25 protein-coding genes and 1 pseudogene are annotated in these 22,463 nt (G+C 56.4%); 8 read left to right on the top strand and 18 right to left on the bottom strand.

Annotation, left to right across the window (positions count from 1 at the left end; translation table 11 throughout):
• Positions 1 to 148 precede the first annotated feature (148 nt).
• Positions 149 to 1,012: an N-acetylmuramic acid 6-phosphate etherase gene (locus F3J31_RS03745; protein ID WP_167211369.1), complete on the top strand. Its 864-nt coding sequence runs from the start codon at positions 149 to 151 to the stop codon at positions 1,010 to 1,012.
• A 57-nt stretch (positions 1,013 to 1,069) separates the two neighbouring features.
• On the opposite strand, the gene ompC is transcribed toward F3J31_RS03745, so the two are convergent.
• The gene (ompC, locus tag F3J31_RS03740) at positions 1,070 to 2,233 is read right to left on the bottom strand and encodes a porin OmpC (protein ID WP_167211366.1); all 1,164 of its coding nucleotides are present in this window, start codon (positions 2,231 to 2,233) and stop codon (positions 1,070 to 1,072) included.
• Between the two features lie 284 nt (positions 2,234 to 2,517).
• Here ompC and F3J31_RS03735 point away from each other — a divergent pair, with 284 nt between their 5' ends.
• The 3 genes from F3J31_RS03735 to F3J31_RS03725 all read left to right on the top strand — a co-directional run bounded on the left by F3J31_RS03735 (position 2,518) and on the right by F3J31_RS03725 (position 5,168).
• Positions 2,518 to 3,219, top strand: a complete 702-nt coding sequence (locus F3J31_RS03735) for a phosphohydrolase (RefSeq protein ID WP_048029387.1) — start codon at positions 2,518 to 2,520, stop codon at positions 3,217 to 3,219.
• 61 nt (positions 3,220 to 3,280) lie between these two features.
• Positions 3,281 to 4,696, top strand: a complete 1,416-nt coding sequence (locus tag F3J31_RS03730) for a DNA cytosine methyltransferase (RefSeq protein WP_345790437.1) — start codon at positions 3,281 to 3,283, stop codon at positions 4,694 to 4,696.
• Complete coding sequence (locus tag F3J31_RS03725; protein WP_048029388.1) at positions 4,677 to 5,168, top strand: very short patch repair endonuclease; 492 nt, start codon at positions 4,677 to 4,679, stop codon at positions 5,166 to 5,168. The genes F3J31_RS03730 and F3J31_RS03725 overlap by 20 nt, the downstream gene beginning before the upstream one ends.
• Here F3J31_RS03725 and yedA read toward each other — a convergent pair.
• Entirely contained in the window at positions 5,140 to 6,054 is a 915-nt protein-coding gene (gene yedA / locus F3J31_RS03720; RefSeq protein WP_167211360.1) for a drug/metabolite exporter YedA, read from the bottom strand. The genes F3J31_RS03725 and yedA overlap by 29 nt on opposite strands.
• Before the next feature lie 178 nt (positions 6,055 to 6,232).
• On the opposite strand from yedA, the gene F3J31_RS03715 reads away from it, so the two are divergent.
• The 3 genes from F3J31_RS03715 (at position 6,233) to dgcQ (ending at position 9,179) form a co-directional block, all read left to right on the top strand.
• Positions 6,233 to 7,144, top strand: a complete 912-nt coding sequence (locus F3J31_RS03715; protein ID WP_167211357.1) for a DUF808 domain-containing protein — start codon at positions 6,233 to 6,235, stop codon at positions 7,142 to 7,144.
• Positions 7,145 to 7,222: 78 nt separating this feature from the next.
• Positions 7,223 to 7,405, top strand: coding sequence for a DUF2158 domain-containing protein (locus F3J31_RS03710; RefSeq protein WP_023618677.1), 183 nt, complete (start codon positions 7,223 to 7,225; stop codon positions 7,403 to 7,405).
• 73 nt (positions 7,406 to 7,478) lie between these two features.
• Positions 7,479 to 9,179, top strand: coding sequence for a cellulose biosynthesis regulator diguanylate cyclase DgcQ (dgcQ, locus tag F3J31_RS03705; RefSeq protein ID WP_167211355.1), 1,701 nt, complete (start codon positions 7,479 to 7,481; stop codon positions 9,177 to 9,179).
• Here dgcQ and F3J31_RS03700 read toward each other — a convergent pair.
• Positions 9,164 to 9,964, bottom strand: a complete 801-nt coding sequence (locus F3J31_RS03700; RefSeq protein WP_167211352.1) for a mannosyl-3-phosphoglycerate phosphatase-related protein — start codon at positions 9,962 to 9,964, stop codon at positions 9,164 to 9,166. The two genes, dgcQ and F3J31_RS03700, sit on opposite strands and share 16 nt — an antisense overlap.
• A 301-nt stretch (positions 9,965 to 10,265) precedes the next feature.
• Entirely contained in the window at positions 10,266 to 10,493 is a 228-nt protein-coding gene (gene yodD, locus F3J31_RS03695; RefSeq protein ID WP_013097742.1) for a YodD family peroxide/acid resistance protein, read from the bottom strand.
• Positions 10,494 to 10,622: 129 nt separating this feature from the next.
• Between yodD and dsrB the strand changes: the two genes are divergently transcribed.
• Positions 10,623 to 10,811, top strand: a complete 189-nt coding sequence (dsrB, locus tag F3J31_RS03690; RefSeq protein ID WP_008500312.1) for a protein DsrB — start codon at positions 10,623 to 10,625, stop codon at positions 10,809 to 10,811.
• A gap of 102 nt (positions 10,812 to 10,913) precedes the next feature.
• On the opposite strand, the gene rcsA is transcribed toward dsrB, so the two are convergent.
• The 14 genes and pseudogenes from rcsA to fliF form a co-directional block, all read right to left on the bottom strand.
• A complete protein-coding gene (gene rcsA / locus F3J31_RS03685) occupies positions 10,914 to 11,537 on the bottom strand; it encodes a transcriptional regulator RcsA (protein WP_008500313.1) in 624 nt (207 codons plus the stop codon).
• Positions 11,538 to 11,824: 287 nt separating this feature from the next.
• A pseudogene (gene fliR / locus F3J31_RS03680) lies at positions 11,825 to 12,617 on the bottom strand (flagellar biosynthetic protein FliR); the annotation flags it as partial.
• A gap of 7 nt (positions 12,618 to 12,624) precedes the next feature.
• Positions 12,625 to 12,894, bottom strand: coding sequence for a flagellar biosynthesis protein FliQ (gene fliQ, locus F3J31_RS03675; protein WP_008500315.1), 270 nt, complete (start codon positions 12,892 to 12,894; stop codon positions 12,625 to 12,627).
• Between the two features lie 9 nt (positions 12,895 to 12,903).
• Entirely contained in the window at positions 12,904 to 13,641 is a 738-nt protein-coding gene (fliP, locus tag F3J31_RS03670) for a flagellar type III secretion system pore protein FliP (RefSeq protein WP_008500316.1), read from the bottom strand.
• Positions 13,641 to 14,015: a flagellar biosynthetic protein FliO gene (gene fliO, locus F3J31_RS03665; RefSeq protein ID WP_028016024.1), complete on the bottom strand. Its 375-nt coding sequence runs from the start codon at positions 14,013 to 14,015 to the stop codon at positions 13,641 to 13,643. The genes fliP and fliO overlap by 1 nt, the downstream gene beginning before the upstream one ends.
• Positions 14,016 to 14,017: 2 nt before the next feature.
• On the bottom strand, positions 14,018 to 14,431 hold the full coding sequence (gene fliN, locus F3J31_RS03660; RefSeq protein WP_008500318.1) for a flagellar motor switch protein FliN: 414 nt from the start codon (positions 14,429 to 14,431) through the stop codon (positions 14,018 to 14,020).
• On the bottom strand, positions 14,428 to 15,432 hold the full coding sequence (gene fliM, locus F3J31_RS03655; protein WP_008500320.1) for a flagellar motor switch protein FliM: 1,005 nt from the start codon (positions 15,430 to 15,432) through the stop codon (positions 14,428 to 14,430). The genes fliN and fliM overlap by 4 nt, the downstream gene beginning before the upstream one ends.
• A 4-nt stretch (positions 15,433 to 15,436) precedes the next feature.
• A complete protein-coding gene (fliL, locus tag F3J31_RS03650; protein ID WP_021241388.1) occupies positions 15,437 to 15,907 on the bottom strand; it encodes a flagellar basal body-associated protein FliL in 471 nt (156 codons plus the stop codon).
• Between the two features lie 106 nt (positions 15,908 to 16,013).
• Positions 16,014 to 17,246 (bottom strand): flagellar hook length control protein FliK, encoded by a 1,233-nt coding sequence (gene fliK, locus F3J31_RS03645; protein ID WP_167211347.1) that lies wholly within the window; start codon positions 17,244 to 17,246, stop codon positions 16,014 to 16,016.
• On the bottom strand, positions 17,243 to 17,686 hold the full coding sequence (gene fliJ, locus F3J31_RS03640; RefSeq protein WP_021241386.1) for a flagellar export protein FliJ: 444 nt from the start codon (positions 17,684 to 17,686) through the stop codon (positions 17,243 to 17,245). The genes fliK and fliJ overlap by 4 nt, the downstream gene beginning before the upstream one ends.
• Positions 17,687 to 17,707: 21 nt before the next feature.
• Positions 17,708 to 19,078, bottom strand: coding sequence for a flagellar protein export ATPase FliI (fliI, locus tag F3J31_RS03635; protein WP_045908161.1), 1,371 nt, complete (start codon positions 19,076 to 19,078; stop codon positions 17,708 to 17,710).
• Positions 19,078 to 19,785, bottom strand: a complete 708-nt coding sequence (gene fliH, locus F3J31_RS03630; protein WP_045908162.1) for a flagellar assembly protein FliH — start codon at positions 19,783 to 19,785, stop codon at positions 19,078 to 19,080. Before fliH ends, fliI begins: the two co-directional genes overlap by 1 nt.
• Complete coding sequence (fliG, locus tag F3J31_RS03625; RefSeq protein ID WP_008500327.1) at positions 19,778 to 20,776, bottom strand: flagellar motor switch protein FliG; 999 nt, start codon at positions 20,774 to 20,776, stop codon at positions 19,778 to 19,780. The genes fliH and fliG overlap by 8 nt, the downstream gene beginning before the upstream one ends.
• Positions 20,769 to 22,448 carry a flagellar basal-body MS-ring/collar protein FliF gene (fliF, locus tag F3J31_RS03620; RefSeq protein ID WP_048029395.1) on the bottom strand — a complete coding sequence of 560 codons (1,680 nt, stop codon included), beginning with the start codon at positions 22,446 to 22,448 and terminating at the stop codon, positions 20,769 to 20,771. The genes fliG and fliF overlap by 8 nt, the downstream gene beginning before the upstream one ends.
• Positions 22,449 to 22,463: the final 15 nt, after the last annotated feature.

Genomic DNA, 22,463 nt, shown 5'->3' with positions numbered 1-22,463 from the left:
TAAGTATGTGGGTAATTATCGCCGATGACGCGCTTTTCTTAAAGCCATGTAAAGGCGTGGATTTGGTCCTCTTTTCGTGACCCTCCTCGCAGGTCATCTATATAAAACACTTTATAGTGTGTGGGTACTCATAATAAGGAGGCTGTTTATGAGCATTCTGCTTACCGGTTCGGTCAAGGAAAGACGGCACGCCAGCACGATGAATATCGATCGATTGTCCACGCTGGACATGCTGAAAGTCATTCACCAGGATGATGCACTCATTTCTGCTGCACTCACCCCTTGCTTACCTGTGATTGCCCGCGCGGTGGATAACGCTGCCGCGACCCTCAATCACGGTGGCCGTCTGGTGATTGTCGGGGCGGGACCGTCTGGTCGGGTCGCGCAACAGGTTGCCGATGACTATGCGCCGGGCAAAACCCCCGTGGTGGCCGTCACGGCAGAAGAGGGGGAAGGGAGCTACGAGCGCGGCGTTGCCGATCTGCAGGCCATTAAGTTTGGTGAACACGATATGATGCTGGCCGTGACCGTCAGCGGAAAAACACCGTGGGTGTGGGGGGCAATGCGCCATGCATGGTCGCTGGGGGCGCCGGTCGCCGTTATTACCGGTGATGCGCAAAGTGAAGCCGCGCAGCTGGCGAGTATGGTTATTGCTCCCGAACTGGGGGCCGATGTGGTGGCAGGCTATCTCAACACCAAAGCGGGGATTGCGCAGAAAATGATCCTCTCGATGATCGCCACCGGGCTGGCCGTTCGGACCGGGCGCGTTTACAGCAACCTGCGGGTGGATCTCGAGGCAAGCAGTACCAAATGGGCCGAACGCCAAATCGCCATTGTGATGGAAGCAGGGGGATGCTCCCGGGCGGAGGCAAAAGCCGCGCTGGAGAGCTGTAACCATCACTGTAAAACGGCGGTATTGATGGTGCTGACAGGGCTGGATGCGTGGAAAGCCCATGAACTGCTGGCGCAGAATAACGGGTTCATCCGCGTGGCGCTGCAGGAAGCGCCATAACACAGACCGCGAAGAAATAAAAAAGGCCGCAGATGCGGCCTTTGGTATTTTTAAAGATTAGAACTGGTAGGTCATGCCGACGCCAACGATGTCGTCGGTGGAAATACCGTTGGCTTCGTAGAAGCTTTCATCGTTATCCAGCATGTTGATTTTGTAGTCAACATAGGTGGAGAAGTTCTTGTTGAAGCTGTAGGTCATGCCCAGGTCGATGTAGTTAACCAGGTCCATGTCTCCATGCTGACCCTGAGGGTTGCTGGCGTTGCCTGGATAGGTCATGTCCTTGCCCTTAGAGTAAACCCATGCCAGGGATGGACGCAGGCCGAAGTCGAACTGGTACTGTGCTACCGCTTCGAAGTTCTGAGTCTGATCCGCGATACCATAATCACCGTATGGCGTCATGTTGCGGGTTTCAGCGTACATCATTGCCAGATAGACGTTGTTGGCGTCGTATTTCGCGCCAAGGGTCCACGCTTCAGCTGTTTTACCGCTCGCGTAACGCGCGCTGTATTTGCCTGCCGCTTCCTGTTCATTAGTACGATCAGAAGAAGAGTACGCCGCACCCAGGCTCAGGCCGGAGAGATCGCCAGAGAAGTCATAGGAGGTAGACATACCGAAGCCGTCGCCGTTCTGGAAGCGTACGTCTTTATGACCGTTTTTCGTGCCTTCCTGGTCTTCTTGAGCAAACTGATATTCATTCGCACCCTGATACTGCAGCGCGAAATTCAGACCCTCAACCAGACCGAAGAAATCGCTATTACGGTAGGTTGCCAGACCGTTGGCACGGCCATTCATAAAGTTATCGGTCCAGGTGTAAGAATCACCGCCAAATACCGGCAGCATATCGGTCCAGGCTTCAACGTCGTACACGACGCCGTAATTACGGCCATAATCAAATGAACCGTATTCGCCATATTTCAGGCCAGCGTAGGCCAGACGGTTAAAGGATTTGTCACCCGCGCCTTCGGTATCGTTAGCGAACGTTTTATATTCCCACTGACCGTAACCGACCAGATCGCGAGTAATCTGGGTTTCGCCTTTGAAACCAACCTGTACATAGGTTTCATCGCCATCATCACCAGGGTTGTCAGAGAAGGTATGACGCGCGTCAACCTTACCGTACAGGTCAACTTTGTTGCCATTTTTGTTATACATTTCAGCCGCATTCGCTGCGCCTGCCATTAATAACGCGGGTACCAGAAATGCCAGAACTTTTCTTTTCATTATATATTCCCTTTAAAGATAATTTATATGAATATATGTAATCACCCTCCGTAATTACAGGCTCGATACTATTCTATGGCTTGTGATTTAGTTTCAAAAATAAATGTAATTAAATTCGATGAAATATTTCAAATTATTTCTATTAATCTCTTTATTTTTCTTGTGAATTATTGGGGTGGATTTATAAGGAATAATTATTATTAAATATTTCGCAGCGCTATTTTTAAATTCATTTAATTTGGCTATGTTATAATTCACCCTCTTTTAAACAACAGGACATGATGATGGAACTGGCCCGGTGGCAGCATGGCTTTGAGCGCTGGCTCAAGGAAAATCACCAGAACGACGATACTGCACATGATATTTCGCATTTTCGTCGGGTGTGGATGACGGCGCAAAAAATCATGGTTCACCACACGGCCGAGCCGCGGGTGATTCTGACCGCCTGCTATTTTCACGATATTGTCAGCCTGCCGAAGAACCATCCTGAACGCAGCCAGTCGTCACGGCTCGCTGCTCGCAAGACGAGCGAGATACTGCGCCGCGACTTCCCGGACTTTCCGCCCGAGCATATTGCCGCCGTCGCGCACGCGATTGAGGCGCACAGCTTCAGCGCCGGTATTGCGCCGCAAAGTATAGAAGCCAAAATTGTGCAGGACGCTGACCGGCTGGAAGCGTTAGGCGCTATCGGCCTGGCGCGCGTTTTTGCCGTCTCGGGCGCACTGGGCGTACCACTATTTGACGCAGACGATCCCTTTGCCGATGCGCGTCCCCTCGACGACCGCGCGTTTGCCCTCGACCATTTTCAGACCAAGCTGCTGCGTTTGCCTGATACAATGCAAACGGACATGGGCCGCGAACTGGCACGTCACAATGCCGATTTCCTGATCCAGTTTATGGCGAAACTCAGCGCCGAATTACACGGCGACTGCCTCGGGCTGGATAGCCAGGTGCTGAGCCGCTTCCGTCGCAGTTTGCGCAACTGAACTGTGGTAATCTGTTCCCAGTCTTTACTCTCCGGTTAAAAGAATGCAGGAAAATCGATCAGTGACAGAGCCCGCGCCCGCGCAGGCTGGGAAATCAACGGCAACGGTGCAGGCCTTACTGCGCCAGCTGTTGGATATCTATGATGCTAAAACGCTGGCCAGCCTGCTGGTGGCGCACGGCGAGAGCCACTGGAGCCCGGCGATCCTTAAACGTCTGCTGACCAGCGAGCGAGCAGGGCGTCGCCTGAGTGAAGGCGAGTTTCGTTATCTGCAAAATCTGCTTCCGCGTCCTTCTGCCGCGCACCCGAACTATGCCTTCCGGTTTATCGATCTGTTTGCCGGTATCGGCGGCATTCGTCACGGTTTTGAAGCCATCGGTGGACAGTGCGTGTTTACCAGCGAGTGGAACAAGCACGCCGTGCGTACCTACAAGGCAAACTGGTACTGCGATCCGCACGAGCATCATTTCAACGCGGATATCCGCGATGTGACCCTGAGCCATAAAAGCGGCGTGAGCGATGAACAGGCCGCCGAGCACATTCGTCAGACGATCCCGGCGCATGACGTGCTGCTGGCAGGCTTCCCGTGTCAGCCTTTCTCGCTGGCCGGCGTCTCCAAAAAGAATGCCCTTGGACGCGCCCACGGTTTTGCCTGCGATACGCAGGGAACGTTGTTTTTTGACGTGGCGCGTATTATTGACGCCCGTCGTCCGGCCATTTTCGTACTGGAAAACGTCAAAAACTTAAAAAGCCACGACGGCGGGAAAACCTTCCGCATTATCATGCAAACGCTGGATGAGCTGGGTTATGACGTGGCCGATTCAGAGGACATGGGCGCGGACGATCCTAAAATTATTGACGGGAAACATTTCCTGCCCCAGCATCGCGAACGTATCGTGCTGGTGGGCTTCCGCCGCGATCTCAATCTGAAAGGCGATTTCACTCTGCGGGATATTCCTTCTCTGTATCCCGAGCGCCGCCCCACCGTGGCCGATCTGCTGGAACCCGTCGTCGACGCGAAATTTATCCTGACCCCGGTGCTGTGGAAATACCTCTACCGCTATGCCAAAAAGCACCAGGCGAAAGGCAACGGCTTCGGCTTTGGGATGGTAAACCCGAACGATCCGCACAGCGTCACCCGTACGCTGTCTGCTCGCTACTATAAAGACGGCGCGGAAATCCTGATCGACAGAGGCTGGGACAAGGCGCTGGGTGAAAAAGATTTCGACGATCCGCACAACCAGCGCCATCGCCCACGGCGCTTAACGCCGCGGGAATGCGCCCGGCTGATGGGCTTTGAAACGCCGCAGGGTTATCGCTTCCGCATCCCGGTGTCGGACACCCAGGCGTACCGCCAGTTTGGTAACTCGGTGGTGGTCCCTGCGTTTGCGGCTGTCGCAAAACTGCTGGCCTCGCGCATCCGACAGGCGGTGGCTCTTCGTCAGGGTGAGGCCGTCAATGACGGATGTTCACGATAAGGCGACGCGCAGTAAAAACATGCGTGCCATCGGCACGCGTGACACCGCCATTGAAAAGCGCCTGGCCGCGCTGCTGACGCAGGCGGGGTTTGACTTCCGCGTACAGGATCCCACCCTGGCGGGACGCCCGGATTTCGTCATCGACGCCTGGCAGTGCATCATCTTTACCCACGGCTGTTTCTGGCACCATCACGACTGCTACCTCTTCAAAGTCCCGGCGACGCGTACCGATTTCTGGCTGGATAAGATTGGCAAGAACGTCGAGCGCGACAGGCGGGATCTGGCCACGCTGATGGCGCAGGGCTGGCGGGTGCTGATCGTCTGGGAGTGTGCGCTGAGAGGCAGATTAAAGCTGAACGATGCCGATCTGAGCGAACGGCTGGAAGAGTGGATCTGCGGCGGCGGCCAGACCGCGCAGATCGACACGCAGGGCATTCACCTGCTTACGGTTTCTCCACCTCGCAAGGCGTGACCACCGGTTTTGCCGGCAGCAGATATTTGCCCAGCGTGACCAGCACGACGGCAAACACGATGATCCCAAGAGCAATCCATTCCACAGGTGAGAGCGTTTCTCCCCCCAGTCCTGTTCCGAGCAGCACGGCCACGACCGGGTTGACGTAGGCGTAGCTGGTGGCGACAGCCGGAGAGACGTTGCGGATCAGGAACATATAGGCGTTAATGGCGATGATAGAGCCAAACAGCGCCAGGTAGCCAACCGCCAGAAAGCCCGACAGGTCCGGCAGCGTGGTCAGCTTTTCTCCCGTCAGCGCCGAGGCCAGCAGCAGGACAATCCCCGCGGCGAGCATCTCAATCGCACCGGCCATCATGCCGGTCGGCAGTTCGATACGCGACCCGTAGACGGAACCAAACGCCCAGCTCATCGAGCCAATCAGGATAATCACCGCGCCCCACGGATTCCCGCTCAGGTTGCCGCCGCTGTTGAGCAGAACAATGCCGGCCAGGCCAATCCCAATCCCCAGCCATTCCAGCTTGCGGGTGCGGATGCCGAAAAGGCGGCTAAAGCAGAGGGTAAACAGCGGTACGGTGGCAACGACCACGGCGGCGATCCCGGACGGGACGTTCTGGTGCTCGGCAATCGTCACAAACCCGTTACCCACCGCCAGCAGCAGCAGGCCGATCAGGGCGGCATTCAGCAGCGGACGTAGCGGGGGAAGCTTATGCCCGCGCAGGAGCAGGAAGGCCAGCAGCAGGATGCCCGCCGAGAGGAAGCGAATGCCCGCCATCATCAGCGGCGGCCAGCTCTCCACGCCGATGCGAATGACAAAGTAGGTTGACCCCCAGATGATGTACAGCGAAAAGAGTGCCCCGATGAGCGGTAGCAATTGCCGGAAACGCATAATCCCTCACGACGAAATAAAAAGTTCGCTGATAGTAAACGCGAAAACTATCTCGCTGGCGAGCCCTTTAATTGTGTGGCAGATGTGAATTTTTTGTTGACGTAAGGTGCCTGTTTCCGGGTTGGCGCTTTTGCTCCATACTATTCACTTAATTACCAAAAAATGAAGGATTAAGATTTTGGCAGGAAGTAGCTTATTAACATTGCTGGATGATATTGCCACCTTACTGGACGACATTTCAGTGATGGGTAAACTGGCGGCGAAGAAAACCGCAGGCGTGCTGGGCGATGATTTATCGCTTAACGCCCAGCAGGTGAGTGGGGTGAGGGCAAACCGTGAACTGCCGGTGGTGTGGGGCGTGGCGAAAGGCTCCTTCCTGAACAAGGTGATTCTGGTGCCGCTGGCGCTGCTGATCAGCGCGTTTATTCCCTGGGCCATCACGCCGTTACTGATGATTGGCGGGGCATTTCTCTGCTTCGAGGGCGTGGAGAAGGTGCTGCACTCCTTTAGCGCGCGCAAGCAGAGCGATACGCCGGAGGTGCGCCAGCAGCGTCTTGAAGCGCTGGCCGCGCAGGATCCGAAAACCTTTGAGCGCGATAAGGTCAAAGGCGCCATTCGGACCGACTTTATCCTGTCTGCGGAAATCGTCGCGATTACGCTGGGCATTGTCTCTGACGCGCCGCTTCTGAATCAGGTGCTGATCCTCTCCGGCATCGCGATTCTGGTCACCGTGGGCGTGTACGGTCTGGTGGGGCTGATCGTCAAGCTGGACGATATTGGCTACTGGCTGGAGGAAAAATCGAGCGCGGTAGCAAGAGGCATCGGCAAAAGCCTGCTGGTGCTGGCCCCGTGGCTGATGAAGAGTCTGTCGGTGGTGGGTACGCTGGCGATGTTCCTCGTGGGCGGCGGAATTGTGGTTCACGGCATTACGCCGCTGCACCATGCCATCGAACATTTCTCCTCCACGCAGGGGGCCGTTATCGCGGCGATTCTGCCTACGCTGCTCAATCTGGTGCTGGGCTTTATCATTGGCGCTATCGTCGTCGCGGCGGTGAAGCTGGTTGAGAAAATTCGCGGCACGTCGCACTAATTGTTACCCGCGGCAGGATGCAAAAAGACCATTCCTCGTCTAAATTGAAACAGTTTCACCCTGATACAGGAGGCAGGTATGGTCTTTTTGGTCAGTGATGAAGTTAAGCCTAAGAAGGGCGGCCCACGTATGATCGTCACCGGGTATTCCAGCGGAATGGTGGAATGTCGGTGGCACGATGGCTATAGCATCAAGCGGGAAGCATTCCGTGAAGATGAGCTTCAGCCGGGTGACGGGCAGCACCAGCGGGACAAGGCTTAATCACATAACGCCCGGCTTTGCCGGGCGTTTTTATCTCAGGTTTCGGGTAAAGAGCAGTAATCAGGGAGTGTGTGTGCAGCGCGATACCTTTGTTGTAAGACAAACTTTTTTGCAATGGCTGCATAAGCGTAGCAATCCGGGGCGGATTGTTAATCTCTGTTTTCTGATCGTTCTGGTGTTTTCCACGCTCCTGACCTGGCGTGAGGTGGTGGTGCTGGAAGAGGCGTACATCTCCAGCCAGCGCAACCATCTGGATACGGTGGCCAGTTCGCTGGACAGGCAGTTACAGAACAGCGTCGACAGGATGCTGTTATTCCGCCAGGGCATGCATGATGCAATCGAGACGCCGCTGGCCTTTGATGTCTTACAGGATGCGGTGTCACGCTTTAATACCGTCCGCATGCTCCCCACCTGGCAGCTTGCCGTTGATAAAAAGCGCACGCTTCCCCTTAACGGGGTCTCGGATGCATTCGTGGATAAAACCACGCTTCTGAACCGGGACGCTGAGCGCATCAGTCATGAAATTTCTGCCGCACTCGAAGTGGGGTATCTGCTCAGGCTGGCGTCATCGAGAGCACAAACGGAAGCGCGGGTGATCTACGTCTCTCGCGCCGGTTTTTTCCTTTCCACGGATACGCCGGATCGGGCGGGCGATATTACCGCCCGCTATTATCATCTGGTCACGCAGTCCTGGTTTACCCAGCAGTCAGAACGTAACAATCGCGCGCGCGCCGTGCGCTGGTTTATCTCTACCCCTTCATCCTGGACCGGGGATGAACGAACGATCACCGCCAGCGTCCCCATCTATTTCGATCACTACTGGTACGGCGTCGTGGCGATGGACTTTACCTTAGACACGATGCAGCGTCTGCTGACCGACGCGACGGAAGACCGGACGGAGGGGGAGTATCAGCTGTACGATACCCGGCTTAATATGATAGCCACCTCTGCCCACGCGGGAAGCCTGGTTAACCATTTTGACGAACGCGAAACGGCGCAGATTGCCCAGGCGATTGAGCATGATACCGGCGGCGGGATCCGCCTCGGGAGCCGGTTTATCACCTGGGAGCGGCTCGATCACTTCGATGGCGTCGTCCTGCGGATCCACACCCTGCATGAAGGGGTGCAGGATGATTTCGGCAGTATCAGTATCGTGCTGGCGCTGCTGTGGGCGCTCTTTACCGCCATGCTGTTGATCTCGTGGCTGGTGATCCGTCGGATGGTGAGTAACATGTACACGCTTCAGCACTCCCTCCAGTGGCAGGCCTGGCACGATCCGCTGACACGGCTCAATAATCGCGGCGCGCTGTTCGACCGCGCCAAATTGCTGGCGGAAACCTGCCGCCAGCAGGCGCTGCCGTTCTCAGTGATTCAGATCGATCTCGACCATTTTAAAAGCATTAACGACCGTTTCGGCCATCAGGCCGGTGATAAGGTGCTTTCCCATACGGCAGGCGTGATTGCCAGCGCGTTACGCAAGAATGATGTGGCCGGGCGTGTCGGCGGAGAAGAGTTTTGTGTGGTCCTTCCCGGCATTGGTCTGGAGGAGGCGAGAGGCGTCGCTGACCGCATTCGTTGCCGAATCACCAGTAAGGAGATCCTGGTGAAGAAGAGCACCACCCTGCGCATCAGCGCGTCACTGGGCGTCAGCAGCGCGGATGAAACGGGCAACTACGATTTTGAACAGCTGCAGTCCGTGGCGGACGTCAGGCTCTATCAGGCTAAGCAGAGCGGGCGTAACCGGGTCGTGTGGCGGGATCAGGACAGGAAGTGATCCAGCCCCTCCTGCCAGCCTGCCGGGCCGGTCTGTTGGGTGTGATAGACCCGCTCGGGGTTATCGTCCCGTAGCGTGATGCCCTGGCGGTTAATCCCCTTGATGACCACCGCGAAGTCCATGCTGTCGAGCAGCGGCGCATCGTTAGGGCCATCGCCGAGCCCCAGCGTAGTGGGCTCGATCTCGTCCTGTTCGCGATACTGTTCAATCAGCCAGTTAACCGCCACGTCTTTACCGCAGCGGGCGTCGAGAATATGCCAGAAGCGCGCCCCCTGCAGACACTTGAGGCCGATGTGCGCCAGCTGCTCTTCAAACTGGACCAATTTCTCGTCGGTATCGCGCCAGATGAGCGTGACGGAGGCTTCATGCTTGCGGGCAAGCGTCGAACGGTAGTGCGTCAGTCCGGTCCACTCGCTGATAACGTGCTCATCTACATCGTCAAAGGTGGTGAATTTAAAGCCCGTCTGCAGACGAATCTGCTCGATTCGCGGGCGAATATCCCGGTGCGCCATCCCCCGGATCTGACGCTGGACCTTGTCCCAGCGCACGTCAGGCTGAATGACCGCGCCGTTCTCGGCAATAAACGGCAGGCCTTCCAGCCCGAGATCCTGCTGAATATCCAGCATCTCTGCCGCGGTTTTACTGCTGCAGAGAATAATCGGAATCTGGTTATCCTGTAGCTTGTCCAGCCAGGGCATTGCGGGTTGCCAGTCGTAGGTATGAATATCCAGCAACGCGCCATCCAGGTCAGAAAAAATCAGCAAGGTATCCCGCAGTGAAGGCATAGTGACTCCCGATGACGGTAGCGTTTCGTTCTAAGAAAATTCCTAAAAAATAACCGAATTGTTAACAGATGAAATGGGAACAATCCCTGGCAAACCCGCATTCAGCGTAAGTTATTGCTCATAACGAAAAGCATTATGTTAAAAATATTATATTCATCATAAGAATATATGCTTGTCAGACAAATTCGTTGGGGATAGTGTGGCTTGTACATCAGATTTCCTGGTGTAACGAATTTTCAAGTGCTTCTTGCATAAGCAAGTTTTGATCCCGGTCATCCCCATGACCGGGATTTTTTTCGCCCTAACGATTGGCTTCCGACACGCTAAAGTCGTGAATATCGAGCTCGAAGGCCTCAGCCAGCTCACGATAGGTGTGATAATCCCTTCCGTTAACAATGACGCGGTCCGAATTGTCGTCCGTCCTGCGGACTTCTGACTCGCTAATCTCATTGATGGCGGCCAGCAGGGCATCGACATCCACCTCGACTTCGCGCTTGATGGTGTCGCTGTACTCTTTATCGGTCTTCATTGCGGGGTTCCTCATTCAGCCGGGTCCATCGCTAAGTATAGACTGTAGATAAAAACGCCATTCACACCGGGCGGCGATGTGCGATTTTGCGTTTTGTTCTACACTGGCTCAAAACCAGAGGAGGAATGTATGAAGGTCAACGATCGGGTAACCGTTAAAACGGACGGTGGGCCGCGCCGCCCGGGTGTGGTGCTGGCAATTGAAGAGTTTAGCGAAGGGACAATGTACCTGGTATCACTGGAAGACTACCCGCTCGGCATTTGGTTTTTTAACGAACTGGGGCATCCGGACGGTATTTTTGTTGAGAAAGCAGACTAACACGGCGTCGGGTAGCATATCGCGTGCCCGACACCCTCTGCAGAAGCAAAAATCTCTGGCCAGGCCAGAGATCAAAGGTAGGGTGCACAGGGTCTTAAGCGACTAACGCATGTTGACGAAAATCCCGTTCGTCACATTATCGGTCAGGCGTACCACGTGGTAGATCACTTGCTTATTATGCGTTTTAATTTTCCGTTTAATATTTCCTTTGTGTGATGAAACGGTTTTCGCTTTAATATTCATCTGGTCGGAGATCTGAATAGTTCCTTGTCCCGCCATCCACATTCGCAGCATACTTGATTCAGTCCTGCTTAATGATAGGGTGGGTAAGTTAACCGCTCCTACATTTTTAACTTCTTTATTCAAATAATCACCCAAAATGTCATCCAGCGACTCGGGTTTAATCGATTTAGAACTGATCAATAAATTTTTACGGACCAACAAATACTCATCGAAATGGATATTCGCGATCGCCATAAAAACAATAAACAGGGTTTTTGGATGCTGATTAATGATTTGCTTAATGTGCTGACTGTTGGCTGGATCGTGAATGAAACAGTCCTCATTAATAAACACCACGCCTGGTTTTAGTTCGTCACAAGCGGCTGCGAGTTCGTCAACGGTGTGTGCATCGTTGATGTCTCTCTTTCTTACCCCTCTGCTTGCCAGGTACCCGGTTAACCCTAGCCGGGTGTAGCTGCATAAATCCATAATGATCGTTGACATGGCATACCCTCACTCAATGCGTAACGATAATTCACCATCTGCCTGAGAGCTCAAAACAGCCATACGGGATGGAAAAAAATAATAAACCTGTGAGCATGACAAAGACTTTCAGGCGGACTCACTATCCCGTAAAGTTACGTATAATTTGCCAGGAATCTTCTTAAAGTAAAGTTAATATTAAGTATTGTGAGGTGGTTAGAAACAATTAAACCGCGTCAGATATATCCTGGAAGATGTTTTTCGCGTTTTATTTTAGGAATATCCTCAGAAAGACAGTAGCAACAGTACGGTCTATTATTTACGAGGAAGTTCGCTGACAATATCCGCTAACAGGTTGAATATCTCGCCGAATAAATGTTCACAGAAGGGAGCGATAAGTGGCATCAGTAATGACATTAATAAAATTCCGACCGTCAGCGTCAACGGAAAACCAATGACAAACACCGAAAGCTGCGGCGCCATTCGGTTCAGTAAACCTAATGCCAGGTTGACGGTCAGCAGCAGGGTGATGATCGGCAGCGCCAGCATCAGTCCGTTCAGGAAGATCAGCCCCGCGGCGCGGGTGAGCGCCAGGAAAGCGTTGCTGTTCACCGGGTTTTCGCCAATCGGCAGCGTATGGAACGTGTCCACCAGCATGGAGATAAGCCACAGATGGCCGTTGAACGACAGGAACAGCAGCATGGCGAGCAGATCGATAATGCGTGCCAGCACCGGCATGTTGAGATGACTGCCGGGATCGACAAACGTGGCGAACGATAACCCCATCTGCAGGCCAATCAGTTCCCCCGCGGTACGCACGGCGGCAAAAGCGAGCTGCATGGTAAAGCCGACGGCAACGCCAATCATCACCTGCTGCAGTGCGACCCACAACGCATTTGCCGAGAAGATCGGAATATCCACGGGAGGGAGAGACGGTGCGACGATAATAGAGATAATAATCCCCAGCCCCACTTTGACACGCTTGGGTATCGATCTCTCGCTGAGAATGGGGGCGGTGGAGATCAGCGCCATGATGCGCAGCATCGGCCAGAAGTAGACGCCGAGCCACTGAACCCACTGGTCGCTGGTGAAGTGCAGCATCGTCAGGTCAGCCGATGATGTACGGCAGATTGGTAAACAGGTTGCGCATATAGTCCAGCAGCAGGTTCAGCATCCACGGTCCGGCCACGATAATCGCCACGAACACGGCGATGATTTTCGGGATGAACGACAGCGTCATTTCATTAATCTGCGTAGCGGCCTGCAGAATACTGATAATCAGACCGGTAACCAGCGCGACAAGCAGCAGCGGAGCGGCAACGGCAATCGCGATTTTCATCGCCTCCGTGCCCATCATCATGACCGATTCGGGTGTCATTGCCGTTCCTTAACTGTAGAAACTCTGCGCCAGCGAGCTGACCAAAAGCTGCCAGCCGTCGACCAGCACAAAGAGCATGATCTTAAAGGGCAGGGCGATGGTCGCGGGCGGCACCATCATCATCCCGAGCGCCATCAGGACGCTGGCGATCACCAGGTCTATAATCAGGAACGGGATAAAGATGGTAAAGCCGATCTGGAACGCGGTTTTCAGCTCGCTGGTCACATAGGCGGGTAGCAGAATACGCATGGGTACCGCTTCTGGTCCTTGCAGCTCGCCGGTGTTGGACAGGCGGGCAAAGAGGGCCAAATCCGCTTCGCGCGTCTGGCGCAGCATAAATTCCCGCAGCGGTTGCGCGCCTTTATCCAGCGCTTCCTGCATGGAGATTTTATCTTCGCTGAACGGCTGGTAGGCGTCGGTGTAAATCTTATCGATCACCGGCGACATAATGAAAAAGGTCAAAAACAGCGCCAGTCCGAGCAGAACCTGGTTTGGCGGAGCGGAAGGGGTGCCCAGCGCGTTTCGCAGAAGACCAAAAACGATGATGATGCGGGTGAAGCTGGTCATCATCAGCAGGATAGCCGGAATAAACGTCAGCGAGGTGATGAACACCAGCGTCTGCACCGGAAGCGACCAGCTTTGGCCGCCGCCTGCAAGAGGGGTTGACACCAGACCGGGCAGTTGCGCATAGACCGCGGGAGCAAACAGGCCAACGCCCGCAAGCGTCAGGGATAACAAACGGCGCATCAGGATCTCCCGGAACGCTTAAGCAAACTCTTCATCACGGACTGGAAATCCGCAGGGGCCTCTGCACGCTCGTCCACCACAGCAGGGGCGGGCGGCAGCTTATGTAATACGCTGATGTTTGACGCCGTGACGCCCAGAACCAGACGCGCATCGTCCACCTCGACGATGACCACGCGTTCACGTGGTCCCAGGGTGGTGCTGGCGCTGACCTTCAGCCCGCGGGCGCCGGCGGTTTTCCCCGCCAGGCCAAAGCGCTTCGCCAGCCAGGCGGCGATAAGAATAAAGGCAATAATACCGAACAACGCCCCGCTCACCTGGAGCAGAGGTGAGCCGGGAACGGCAGAAGGTTGCGATAGTGTTGCCTGGGTTTTCATGCTTAACGGCTCAGACGACGCATACGTTCAGACGGGGTAATGATGTCGGTGATACGTACGCCGTATTTATCGGCTACCACCACCACTTCACCCTGAGCAATCAGATAGCCGTTGATCAGAATATCCAGCGGCTCGCCGGCCAGGCCGTCAAGGGCCACCACGGAACCCTGCGTCAGGCGCAGCAGCTCTTTAATGGTCATACGGGTGCGTCCCAGTTCAACGGTCAGCTTAACCGGGATATCCATAATCAGGTCGATGTCCTGCAGCGTGCCGCTGACATCACCGCCGCCGAGCTGCTGGAATACGGCATCCGCTGCGCTTTTGGCCGGGGTCGCTTTTTGCTCGTTTAACGCGTCAGCCCACAGATCGTCCAGTGCTCCGCTGTTTTCATCGGACGGATTGTTCATGTCACTCATTTGGGCTGTTCCTCATTCAGCGAATTCAAAATCGGGTTGATCAAGTGCTCAACGCGTAACGCATACTGACCGTTAATCGTGCCGTACTGGCTTGTCAGCACGGGGACACCATCCACATGGGCAATAATGCGGTCGGGTTTTTCTATCGGCAAAACATCACCGGGTTGTAATTTCAGGATCTGAGATAACCGCAGCGGGATATCGGCGAAGCTCGCCACCAGCTCAAGCTGCGAATGCTGGACCTGGCGGACCAGGTTTTCACGCCAGTTCTGGTCTTCGTTGCGGGAGTTCTCCAGCGGCGGGTTAACCAGCAGCTCGCGCAGCGGTTCGATCATGCTGAACGGCAGGCAGATGTTGAACTCGCCGGTCAGGTTACCGATCTCCACGTGGAACGGGGTGTTAACGACGATATCGTTCGGGGAGGTGGTGATATTGGTAAATTTCACCTGCATCTCAGAACGGACGTACTCCACTTCCAGCGGGTTAATCGCTTTCCACGCGTCGCTGTAGGACTCCAGCGCCAGCTTCAGCATGCGGTTAATGACGCGCTGTTCGGTGTGGGTGAATTCGCGACCTTCTACTTTGGTCGGGAAGCGCCCGTCGCCGCCGAACAGGTTATCCACCGCAATGAACACCAGGCTTGGGGAAAACACCACCAGACCGGTGCCGCGCAGCGGCTTCAGATGAATCAGGTTAAGGTTGGTTGGCACCGGCAGGTTGCGGGCAAACTCATGATACGGCTGAATGCGGATCGCACCGACCGTGATATCCGGGCTACGACGCAGCAGGTTAAACAGCCCCATACGGAACTGACGTGCAAAACGTTCGTTAATGATCTCCAGCGCCTGCAGACGTTCACGTACCACGCGACGCTGGGTATTCGGGTCATAAGGACGAATATCGCTATCGCCGCCGATACCCGGTTGCGGATCATCACTTTTATCGCTGTCGCCGTTGAGCAGCGCATCGATTTCTGCCTGAGAAAGAATACTGTCGCCCATGTCGTTACCGCAGAATGAAGGCTGTATACAGAACGTCAGTGACTTCCTGCTTAGGTTGGCCGTTTACCAGCGGGGTCGCCAGCGTTTGTTTAATGGCGTCGACCAGCTTTTGCTTACCCACATCGGTGGCCAGCGCCGAAGCGTCCTGACGAGAGAACAGCAGCAGAAGGCGGCTACGCACCTCCGGAAGATAATCATTCAGACGCGCGCGCGTGGCTTCATCCTTCAGGCGCAGTGTAATACCGACGTACAGCACACGATCCGCGTCACCGAGATTCACGGTGAAGGTGTCCAGAGGGAAAAATACCGGCGCCGGTGGCGGTGCAGGTTCGGCTTTGGCCGCAGCGGTCGAAGGTTCCTGCTGCATACGCCAGTAACTATAGCCCGCGGTAGCGCAGGCGGCGAGCGTGATCAACACCAGCAGCGGGATCCAGATGGAACGCTTACTTTTTTTGGTGATAGCGGAGTCAGTCATCTGATACGAGCTTCCTGTTTCGGTACAGCTTAATGAGGTGATTATCCCGTGTCCTGCTGTCGTCAAAGCGTGGAAAAGACGGGGATAATCACGCTACCTCTGGCGTTTAGGCGAAGATGTCTACGGCACTGTTACCGCGCGCGGCGGATTGCAGGGCGGCAGGAACGGGCAGTAGTTCATCGCTCTCTTCATTAAAACCGCCGGTGTTGCCGGAACGCGAAGCCTGGTGCTGCTGCTGGGATGAGGACTGCTGCTGCCCGGCAAAGCTCTCGCTGCTGACGCTGCTCTGCGCAAGCTGAATGCCGTTTTCTGCCAGCGAGGTTCGCAGTACCGGCAGCGCGGCTTCCAGCGCCGCACGGACATGGCTGTGCGCAGAGACCATCTGCAACTGCGCCTGGTTATCATCCAGCTTAAGCGAAATTTGTACCTGACCCAGATCTTCCGGGTGCAGACGCAGCTCGGCCGTCTGCTGGCCCTGTTTGGTGAACAGGGTGATGTGCTGGCTCAGGGACTGCTGCCATTCATGCGTGCCCAGAGGCTGGCTTAACACCGGCGCGGGAGCAACGGTGGCGGCCGTCTGACTGGTTGCATGGCTGGACATAATTGGTGCCAGGGTAGCTGTCGGCGATGATGAAGAGGAGGCGCTGGCGAGCTCCTGCTTCTCTGCGGTTGCAGCCACGACCGGCGTGGCCGGCGCGTTGCCCGACAGGGCCGGGTCGCTGTTTTTCGCCTGGCTCTGATAAGGCGCAGCACTCTGCGCTTTATCATGGCTTCCCGGAAGCGCGTTCAGCGACGGTTGGCCCGCGCCGTTTTGCGCAAGCGCCGCTGTACTCAGCGTTGCGGTGGCGGAAACGCCGTCACTGCCAGCTACGCGAGAGGCGGTAGTTTGCTGGTGCGGCAGCATCGCCATCAGGGCGCTCAATCCGGCCAACTCCTCTTCGCTCAGCTCGCTTTTACCGTCATCTTTGCTGTTCGCGGCATTGATCGTCTTCAGTGCGTCACCTTTAGACAGCGGCACCAGTCCGGAAACCAGCGTATCAAGCGAGGTGACGGGCGCCGTTTCGTCGCCATTCAGTACGGTTTGGCGCGAGAGCAGGTCGGCAATTTTGGCCTGCAGGGTGGTATCCCCTTTGGCGTCCTGAGCAACGTGGGACAGTTTGCTGCCGGCGGCTTTCAGGTCAGCCAGGGTCAGTGGCGCATCTTTGCCCTTGCCCGTCGCGTCCGACAGGGCGCCCGCGAGCAGCGCGAGAAAGTCCTGTGCACCGTCGGTGCCTTTCCCCGTCTGCGTACCGCCTGACAGGTCGCTGTCGCTCATCAGCAGTTGTTGCAGTGTGATCATTCCGGTTTCCTCATTGATGCGCGCTGGGCAAACTCATCCATTTTTTTCTGATCCAGACGGTTTTCCGCCAGGGTCGTTGCCGCAATCTGTCGGTCCTGTAAGGTCTGCCAGGCCTGCAGTCGCTGCTTCTTCTCGCGCCAGAAATTCAGCGCGGTATCGACTTTCTGGGTCCACTGGTGAAGCTGCTGGCGATGCTGATCTATCGCCTTCTCCAGCGTCTGGATAAACTGCTGATAGTTAATCCAGCGCTGGCTTCCAATGCCCTGTGTCATATCGGTATTGAGGTTGGTGCGATATTCATGCTGATAGTCGATTAACATCTTCAACTGTTCTTCAGCCTGCTGGCACCCGCGTCGCATTGCGCCAAGCTGCAATGCGGCATCATCAACTTCTTTTTCAGCCAGATCTTTCAGCGTTGATAACGCGCTGTTTTGCGCCATGACCTTCGCCCTCCACCTGTGTTACACCTGCGGGAAAATCAGCTCCAGTGCCTGAATTGAATCTTCCCAGTTGGCACGTTCAAAAATGCCTTGTTGCAAAAATGCCTCCAGCTGTGGCCACAGGGTAATCGCTTTGTCGAGCATCGGATCGCTGCCTTTGGCATACGCCCCCACGCTGACCAGATCGCGGTTGCGCTGGAAGCTGGAGAGGAGTTGTTTAAAGTTACGCACGCGGGCGTAGTGCTTCTCGGTTATCAGCGCCGTCATTGCGCGGCTGATAGAGGCTTCAATATCAATTGCCGGATAGTGTCCGGCTTCGGCGAGACGACGCGACAGCACAATATGGCCGTCAAGGATCGCGCGCGCGGAGTCGGCAATCGGATCCTGCTGGTCATCGCCTTCGGTCAGCACCGTATAGAACGCGGTGATGGAGCCGCCGCCGCTGATGCCGTTCCCCGCACGTTCCACCAGGGCAGGGAGTTTGGCGAAGACCGAAGGCGGGTAGCCTTTGGTCGCCGGTGGCTCACCGATAGCCAGCGCGATTTCACGCTGCGCCATCGCGTAGCGGGTCAGCGAATCCATGATCAGCAGCACGTGCTTGCCGCGGTCACGAAAATCTTCGGCGATGCGGGTGGCATACGCAGCCCCCTGCATACGCAGTAACGGTGACACGTCCGCCGGTGCGGCAATGACCACCGAGCGGGCACGGCCTTCCGCACCCAGAATGTTTTCAATGAAATCTTTAACTTCGCGACCGCGTTCGCCGATCAGGCCCACAACGATAACGTCCGCCTGGGTATAGCGCGCCATCATGCCGAGCAGAACGGATTTACCCACGCCTGACCCGGCGAAGAGGCCCATACGTTGCCCGCGTCCCACGGTCAGCAGGGCGTTAATCGGGCGTACGCCGGTATCGAGCACATGCTCGATAGGGGTTCGCTGCAGGGGGTTAAACGGCTGGGTGATTAATGCGCCGGTTTCAGTGGTGTCCGGCGAGGGCAGCCCGTCGAGCGGCTTCCCGCTGCCGTCCAGCACGCGACCCAGCAGGGCAGGACCAAGCGGCAACTGCTTCCCGCTTTGCAGCCCATCGCCAGACGTGTTTTTGGCATACACGCGCGCGCCGGGCAGAATACCTTCCACCTCTTCAAGCGGCATCAGGAACAGGCGCTGGCCGTTGAACCCGACCACTTCGCTTTCCACTTCACGCGTTTCCAGACCGTCCTGACGCTCGATCACGCAGGTCGCGCCCAGCGGCAGCTGCAGGCCAGTGGCCTCCAGTACCAGACCGGTGGCGCGCGTCAGTCGCCCATAACGACGAACAGAGGGCAGTTGCGCCATCTTCGTCTCAAAATTGTCGAGCGTGGTGAGCCAGCGGGTGAGGCGTGCGGTCATCAGACGACTCCCGGTGCCGCCAGGCGGCACAGTTCCTGCCAGCGGGTGGCGACGCTGGCATCCAGATCGCCTTCATCGGCTGAGACTTTGCAGCCGCCGTGATGTAACGACGGATCGCCGCGCAGACGCCAGCCGTGCAGGTTTAGCGTCGCGCCCAGGCTCTCTTCCACGCGCTGCAGGTCGTCCGGATGGACGCGCAGCTGCGGCTTACCGCTGAACAGCGGCTCCTGCTGCAGCAGGCCCTGAATTTGTTTGATCAGCGCCGTGTTATCCACCACGGGCGTCTGGCCGATCACCTGACGCGCGGCTTCCAGCGCCATCTGCATCAGTCGCGAGGCAATCACGCTGTCCAGCGCGTCCAGCGTGTGCTGAAACTCGCTCACCAGTTGCTGCATCCGGGCATGGATCGGCGCCTGCTGCTGGCGCGCCTGATCGATACCGTGCTCTAACCCTTTTGACAGGCCTTCCTGATACCCCAGCTCGTGGCCTTTCTGCCGGCCTTCGTTCAGACCGGCATTGTAGCCCTGCTCGTGCGCCTGCATTTGCAGCTGAGCCAGCATCTGTGCTTGCTGCTCTTCTTCGCTTAGCTCAGGCTGTTCGACGTCCGGGTCAAGCTCCTCGGTCGGGATCACGGCTGGCGTGAACTCGGAGAGGGGAGGGGCCAGATCGTCCGGCGTCCAGCGCTTCCACGGCAGCTCATTAGACATAGGTGTCGTCTCCGCTGCCAATCACCATCTCGCCGGTTTCCGCCAGACGACGAACAATAAGCAGAATGGCTTTCTGTTCGTTTTCCACCTGAGACAGACGAACCGGGCCGCGGTTGGCAAGGTCGTCGCGCAGGATATCGGCCGCACGCTGAGACATGTTGCGCAGGAACTTCTCGCGCAGCGGCTGCTCGGCGCCTTTGAGGGCGATAAGCAGCGACTCGGAATCCACTTCCTGGAGCAGGCGCTGGATGCTGCGGTCGTCCACTTCGACGAGGTTTTCGAACAGGAACATCTCGTCGATGATTTTCTGTGCCAGCTCGCCGTCGAATTCGCGAACTGCCGTAATGACGGCCTCTTCCTGCTGCGTTTTCATCAGGTTGATGATTTCCGCCGCCGTTCTCACGCCGCCCATTTTGCTGCGCTTGAGGTTCTGGCCGTCGAGCAGGTTGTTCAGCACCTCGGTCAGCTCCGCCAGCGCGGCAGGCTGGACGCCGCCGAAGGTGGCGATACGCAGCATCACATCGTGACGCAGGCGCTCTTCGAACAGCGCCAGAATATCGGCCGCCTGACCACGTTTGAGGTGGACAAGGATGGTGGCGATAATCTGCGGGTGCTCGTCGCGAATAAGGTCGGCGGCACTCTGCGGTTCCATAAAGTTGAGCGTTTCGATACCGCTGGCGGTATCGCGCGTTTCCAGAATATCTTCCAGCAGGCTGGCGGCACGCTCTTCGCCCAGCGCCTTGACCAGCACGGAACGCAGGTAGTCGTTGGCGTTGACGTTCAGCGCGGCAAACTGTTCGGCTTCCTGCTCAAACTCCGACAGCACTTCGGTCAGCTGTTTATTGGAGATTTGACGCACGTTGGCCATGGCCGCACTGAGAATCTGTACTTCTCGCTGGGAGAGGTGTTTAAACACCTCTGCCGCGCGATCTTCGCCAATGGTCATCAGCAGGATGACGCTTTTATCGGTGCCCGTAAGCGTATTACTCATGTTCGTTACCCATCCACTGGCGGATGACCAGCGCCACGACGCGCGGATCGTTATCTGACATTTCGCGAATGCGCTGGCTCATCACCTCGGCACCCATGCGCTGGTTAGCACGGCGCTGCTGCATCTGTTCATCTTTACTGAGGCGAACTTCAACCGCTTCTTCCGTTTCCTGACGCGCATTCATCTGCTCGCGAGCCGCTTTTTCAGCTTCAGCACGGCGCTGGAGCTGTGGACGAACGCCCTTACGCCACAGCAGCCACGCGACAATCAGCACCAGCAGCCAGCGTCCTGCGGACATCAGCTGGTCGATAAACGCCTGCTGTTGCCAGAACGGCAGTTCACCGCCGGTCTCTTCAACCGAGTTGAACGGTGAGTTCACCACGTTGAGGGTATCGCCGCGCTTCTCGGAGTAACCCATCGCTTCGCGGGTCAGGTTTTCAATCTGCTTCATCTGCTCGGCGGTCAACGGCAACGGTTTGCCATCCGCCAGCGTTTTGTAGTTCACCACTACCGCAACGGAGAGACGCTGAATATCGCCCACGTTCAGTTTAGTGTGGCGAATCGTTCTATCCACTTCGTAGTTCGTGGTTTCGTTACGGCTGGTGTTTCGTGGGCCGCTGTTATTCGCCGTAGAGGTGGTCTGCTGATTATTTTGCTGGCCGTTCTGCTGATTGGCCGGCGGCGTAGAGATCGGCGCCGCGTTAGCCGGGGCAGGCTGGTTAGACAGCGCGCCCGGCACGCCGCCCGGGTAGGCACCGCCAACCTGCTCGCTGGAGTTGATTTGACGCGAACGCATGACCGCCTGAGCCGCATCGCCGTTCGGGCTGTACTGCTCTTCGGTTTGTTCTTTATTCGAGAAGTCGATCTGCGCGGTGACCTGCGCGTGCACGTTGCTGTTGCCCACAACCGGGCCGAGGATCGCTTCGATACGACGCTGGAGACGGCTTTCGACATCGGCGGCATATTTCAGTTGCGCGTCATTCAGATCGCGACCGGCGGTGTTGGATTGCGTCAACAGATGACCGCTCTGGTCAACCAGCGTCACGTTACCCGGCGGCAGACCGGCGACGGCGCTGGAGACGAGATGCGTCACCGCGCTGATTTGCCCTTCGTCCAGCGCGCGGCCAGGCTCAAGGTTCACGGTCACGGAAGCCGAAGGTGATTTCTGTTCGCGGACAAATAAGGAAGGTTTAGGCATCGCCAGGTGCACGCGGGCGCTCTTCACCGGGCCTAATGTTTCAATGGTGCGGGCCAGTTCACCTTCCAGCGCACGCTGGTAGTTCACCTGCTCGCTGAACTGGCTGATACCGAATTTTTCCTGATCCAGCAGCTCAAAGCCTACCGCGCCGCCTTTCGGCAGCCCCTGCTGGGCCAGGCGCAGACGCAGTTCGTGCACCTTATCTGCCGGGACCTCCAGCGCACCGCCATTATCGGCAAAGCGATAAGGAATGTTCATCTGGGTCAGCTGGGTGACGATGGCGCCGCCATCCTGATCGGAAAGGTTACTGTAGAGCGTCCGGTAATCAGGGCTTTTCGCCCACAGGACCATCGCTACAAGGATCGCAATTGCGGCAGCGCCTGCCACGATCAACGGGATTTTAGGATTCGCGCGAAGGCGGTTCATCCACTCGAGTGATTTATTCTGCGGCGCTGTCGATGCTGTTGCACTCATTGCGCACCTCTTAAA

It is taken from the genome of Enterobacter sp. Acro-832, from assembly GCF_011752745.1.
In the GTDB taxonomy this organism is placed as follows: domain Bacteria; phylum Pseudomonadota; class Gammaproteobacteria; order Enterobacterales; family Enterobacteriaceae; genus Enterobacter; species Enterobacter quasiroggenkampii.
The sequence above is the reverse complement of the archived record's forward strand: the minus strand, read 5'-3'. Positions and strand labels throughout refer to the sequence as shown.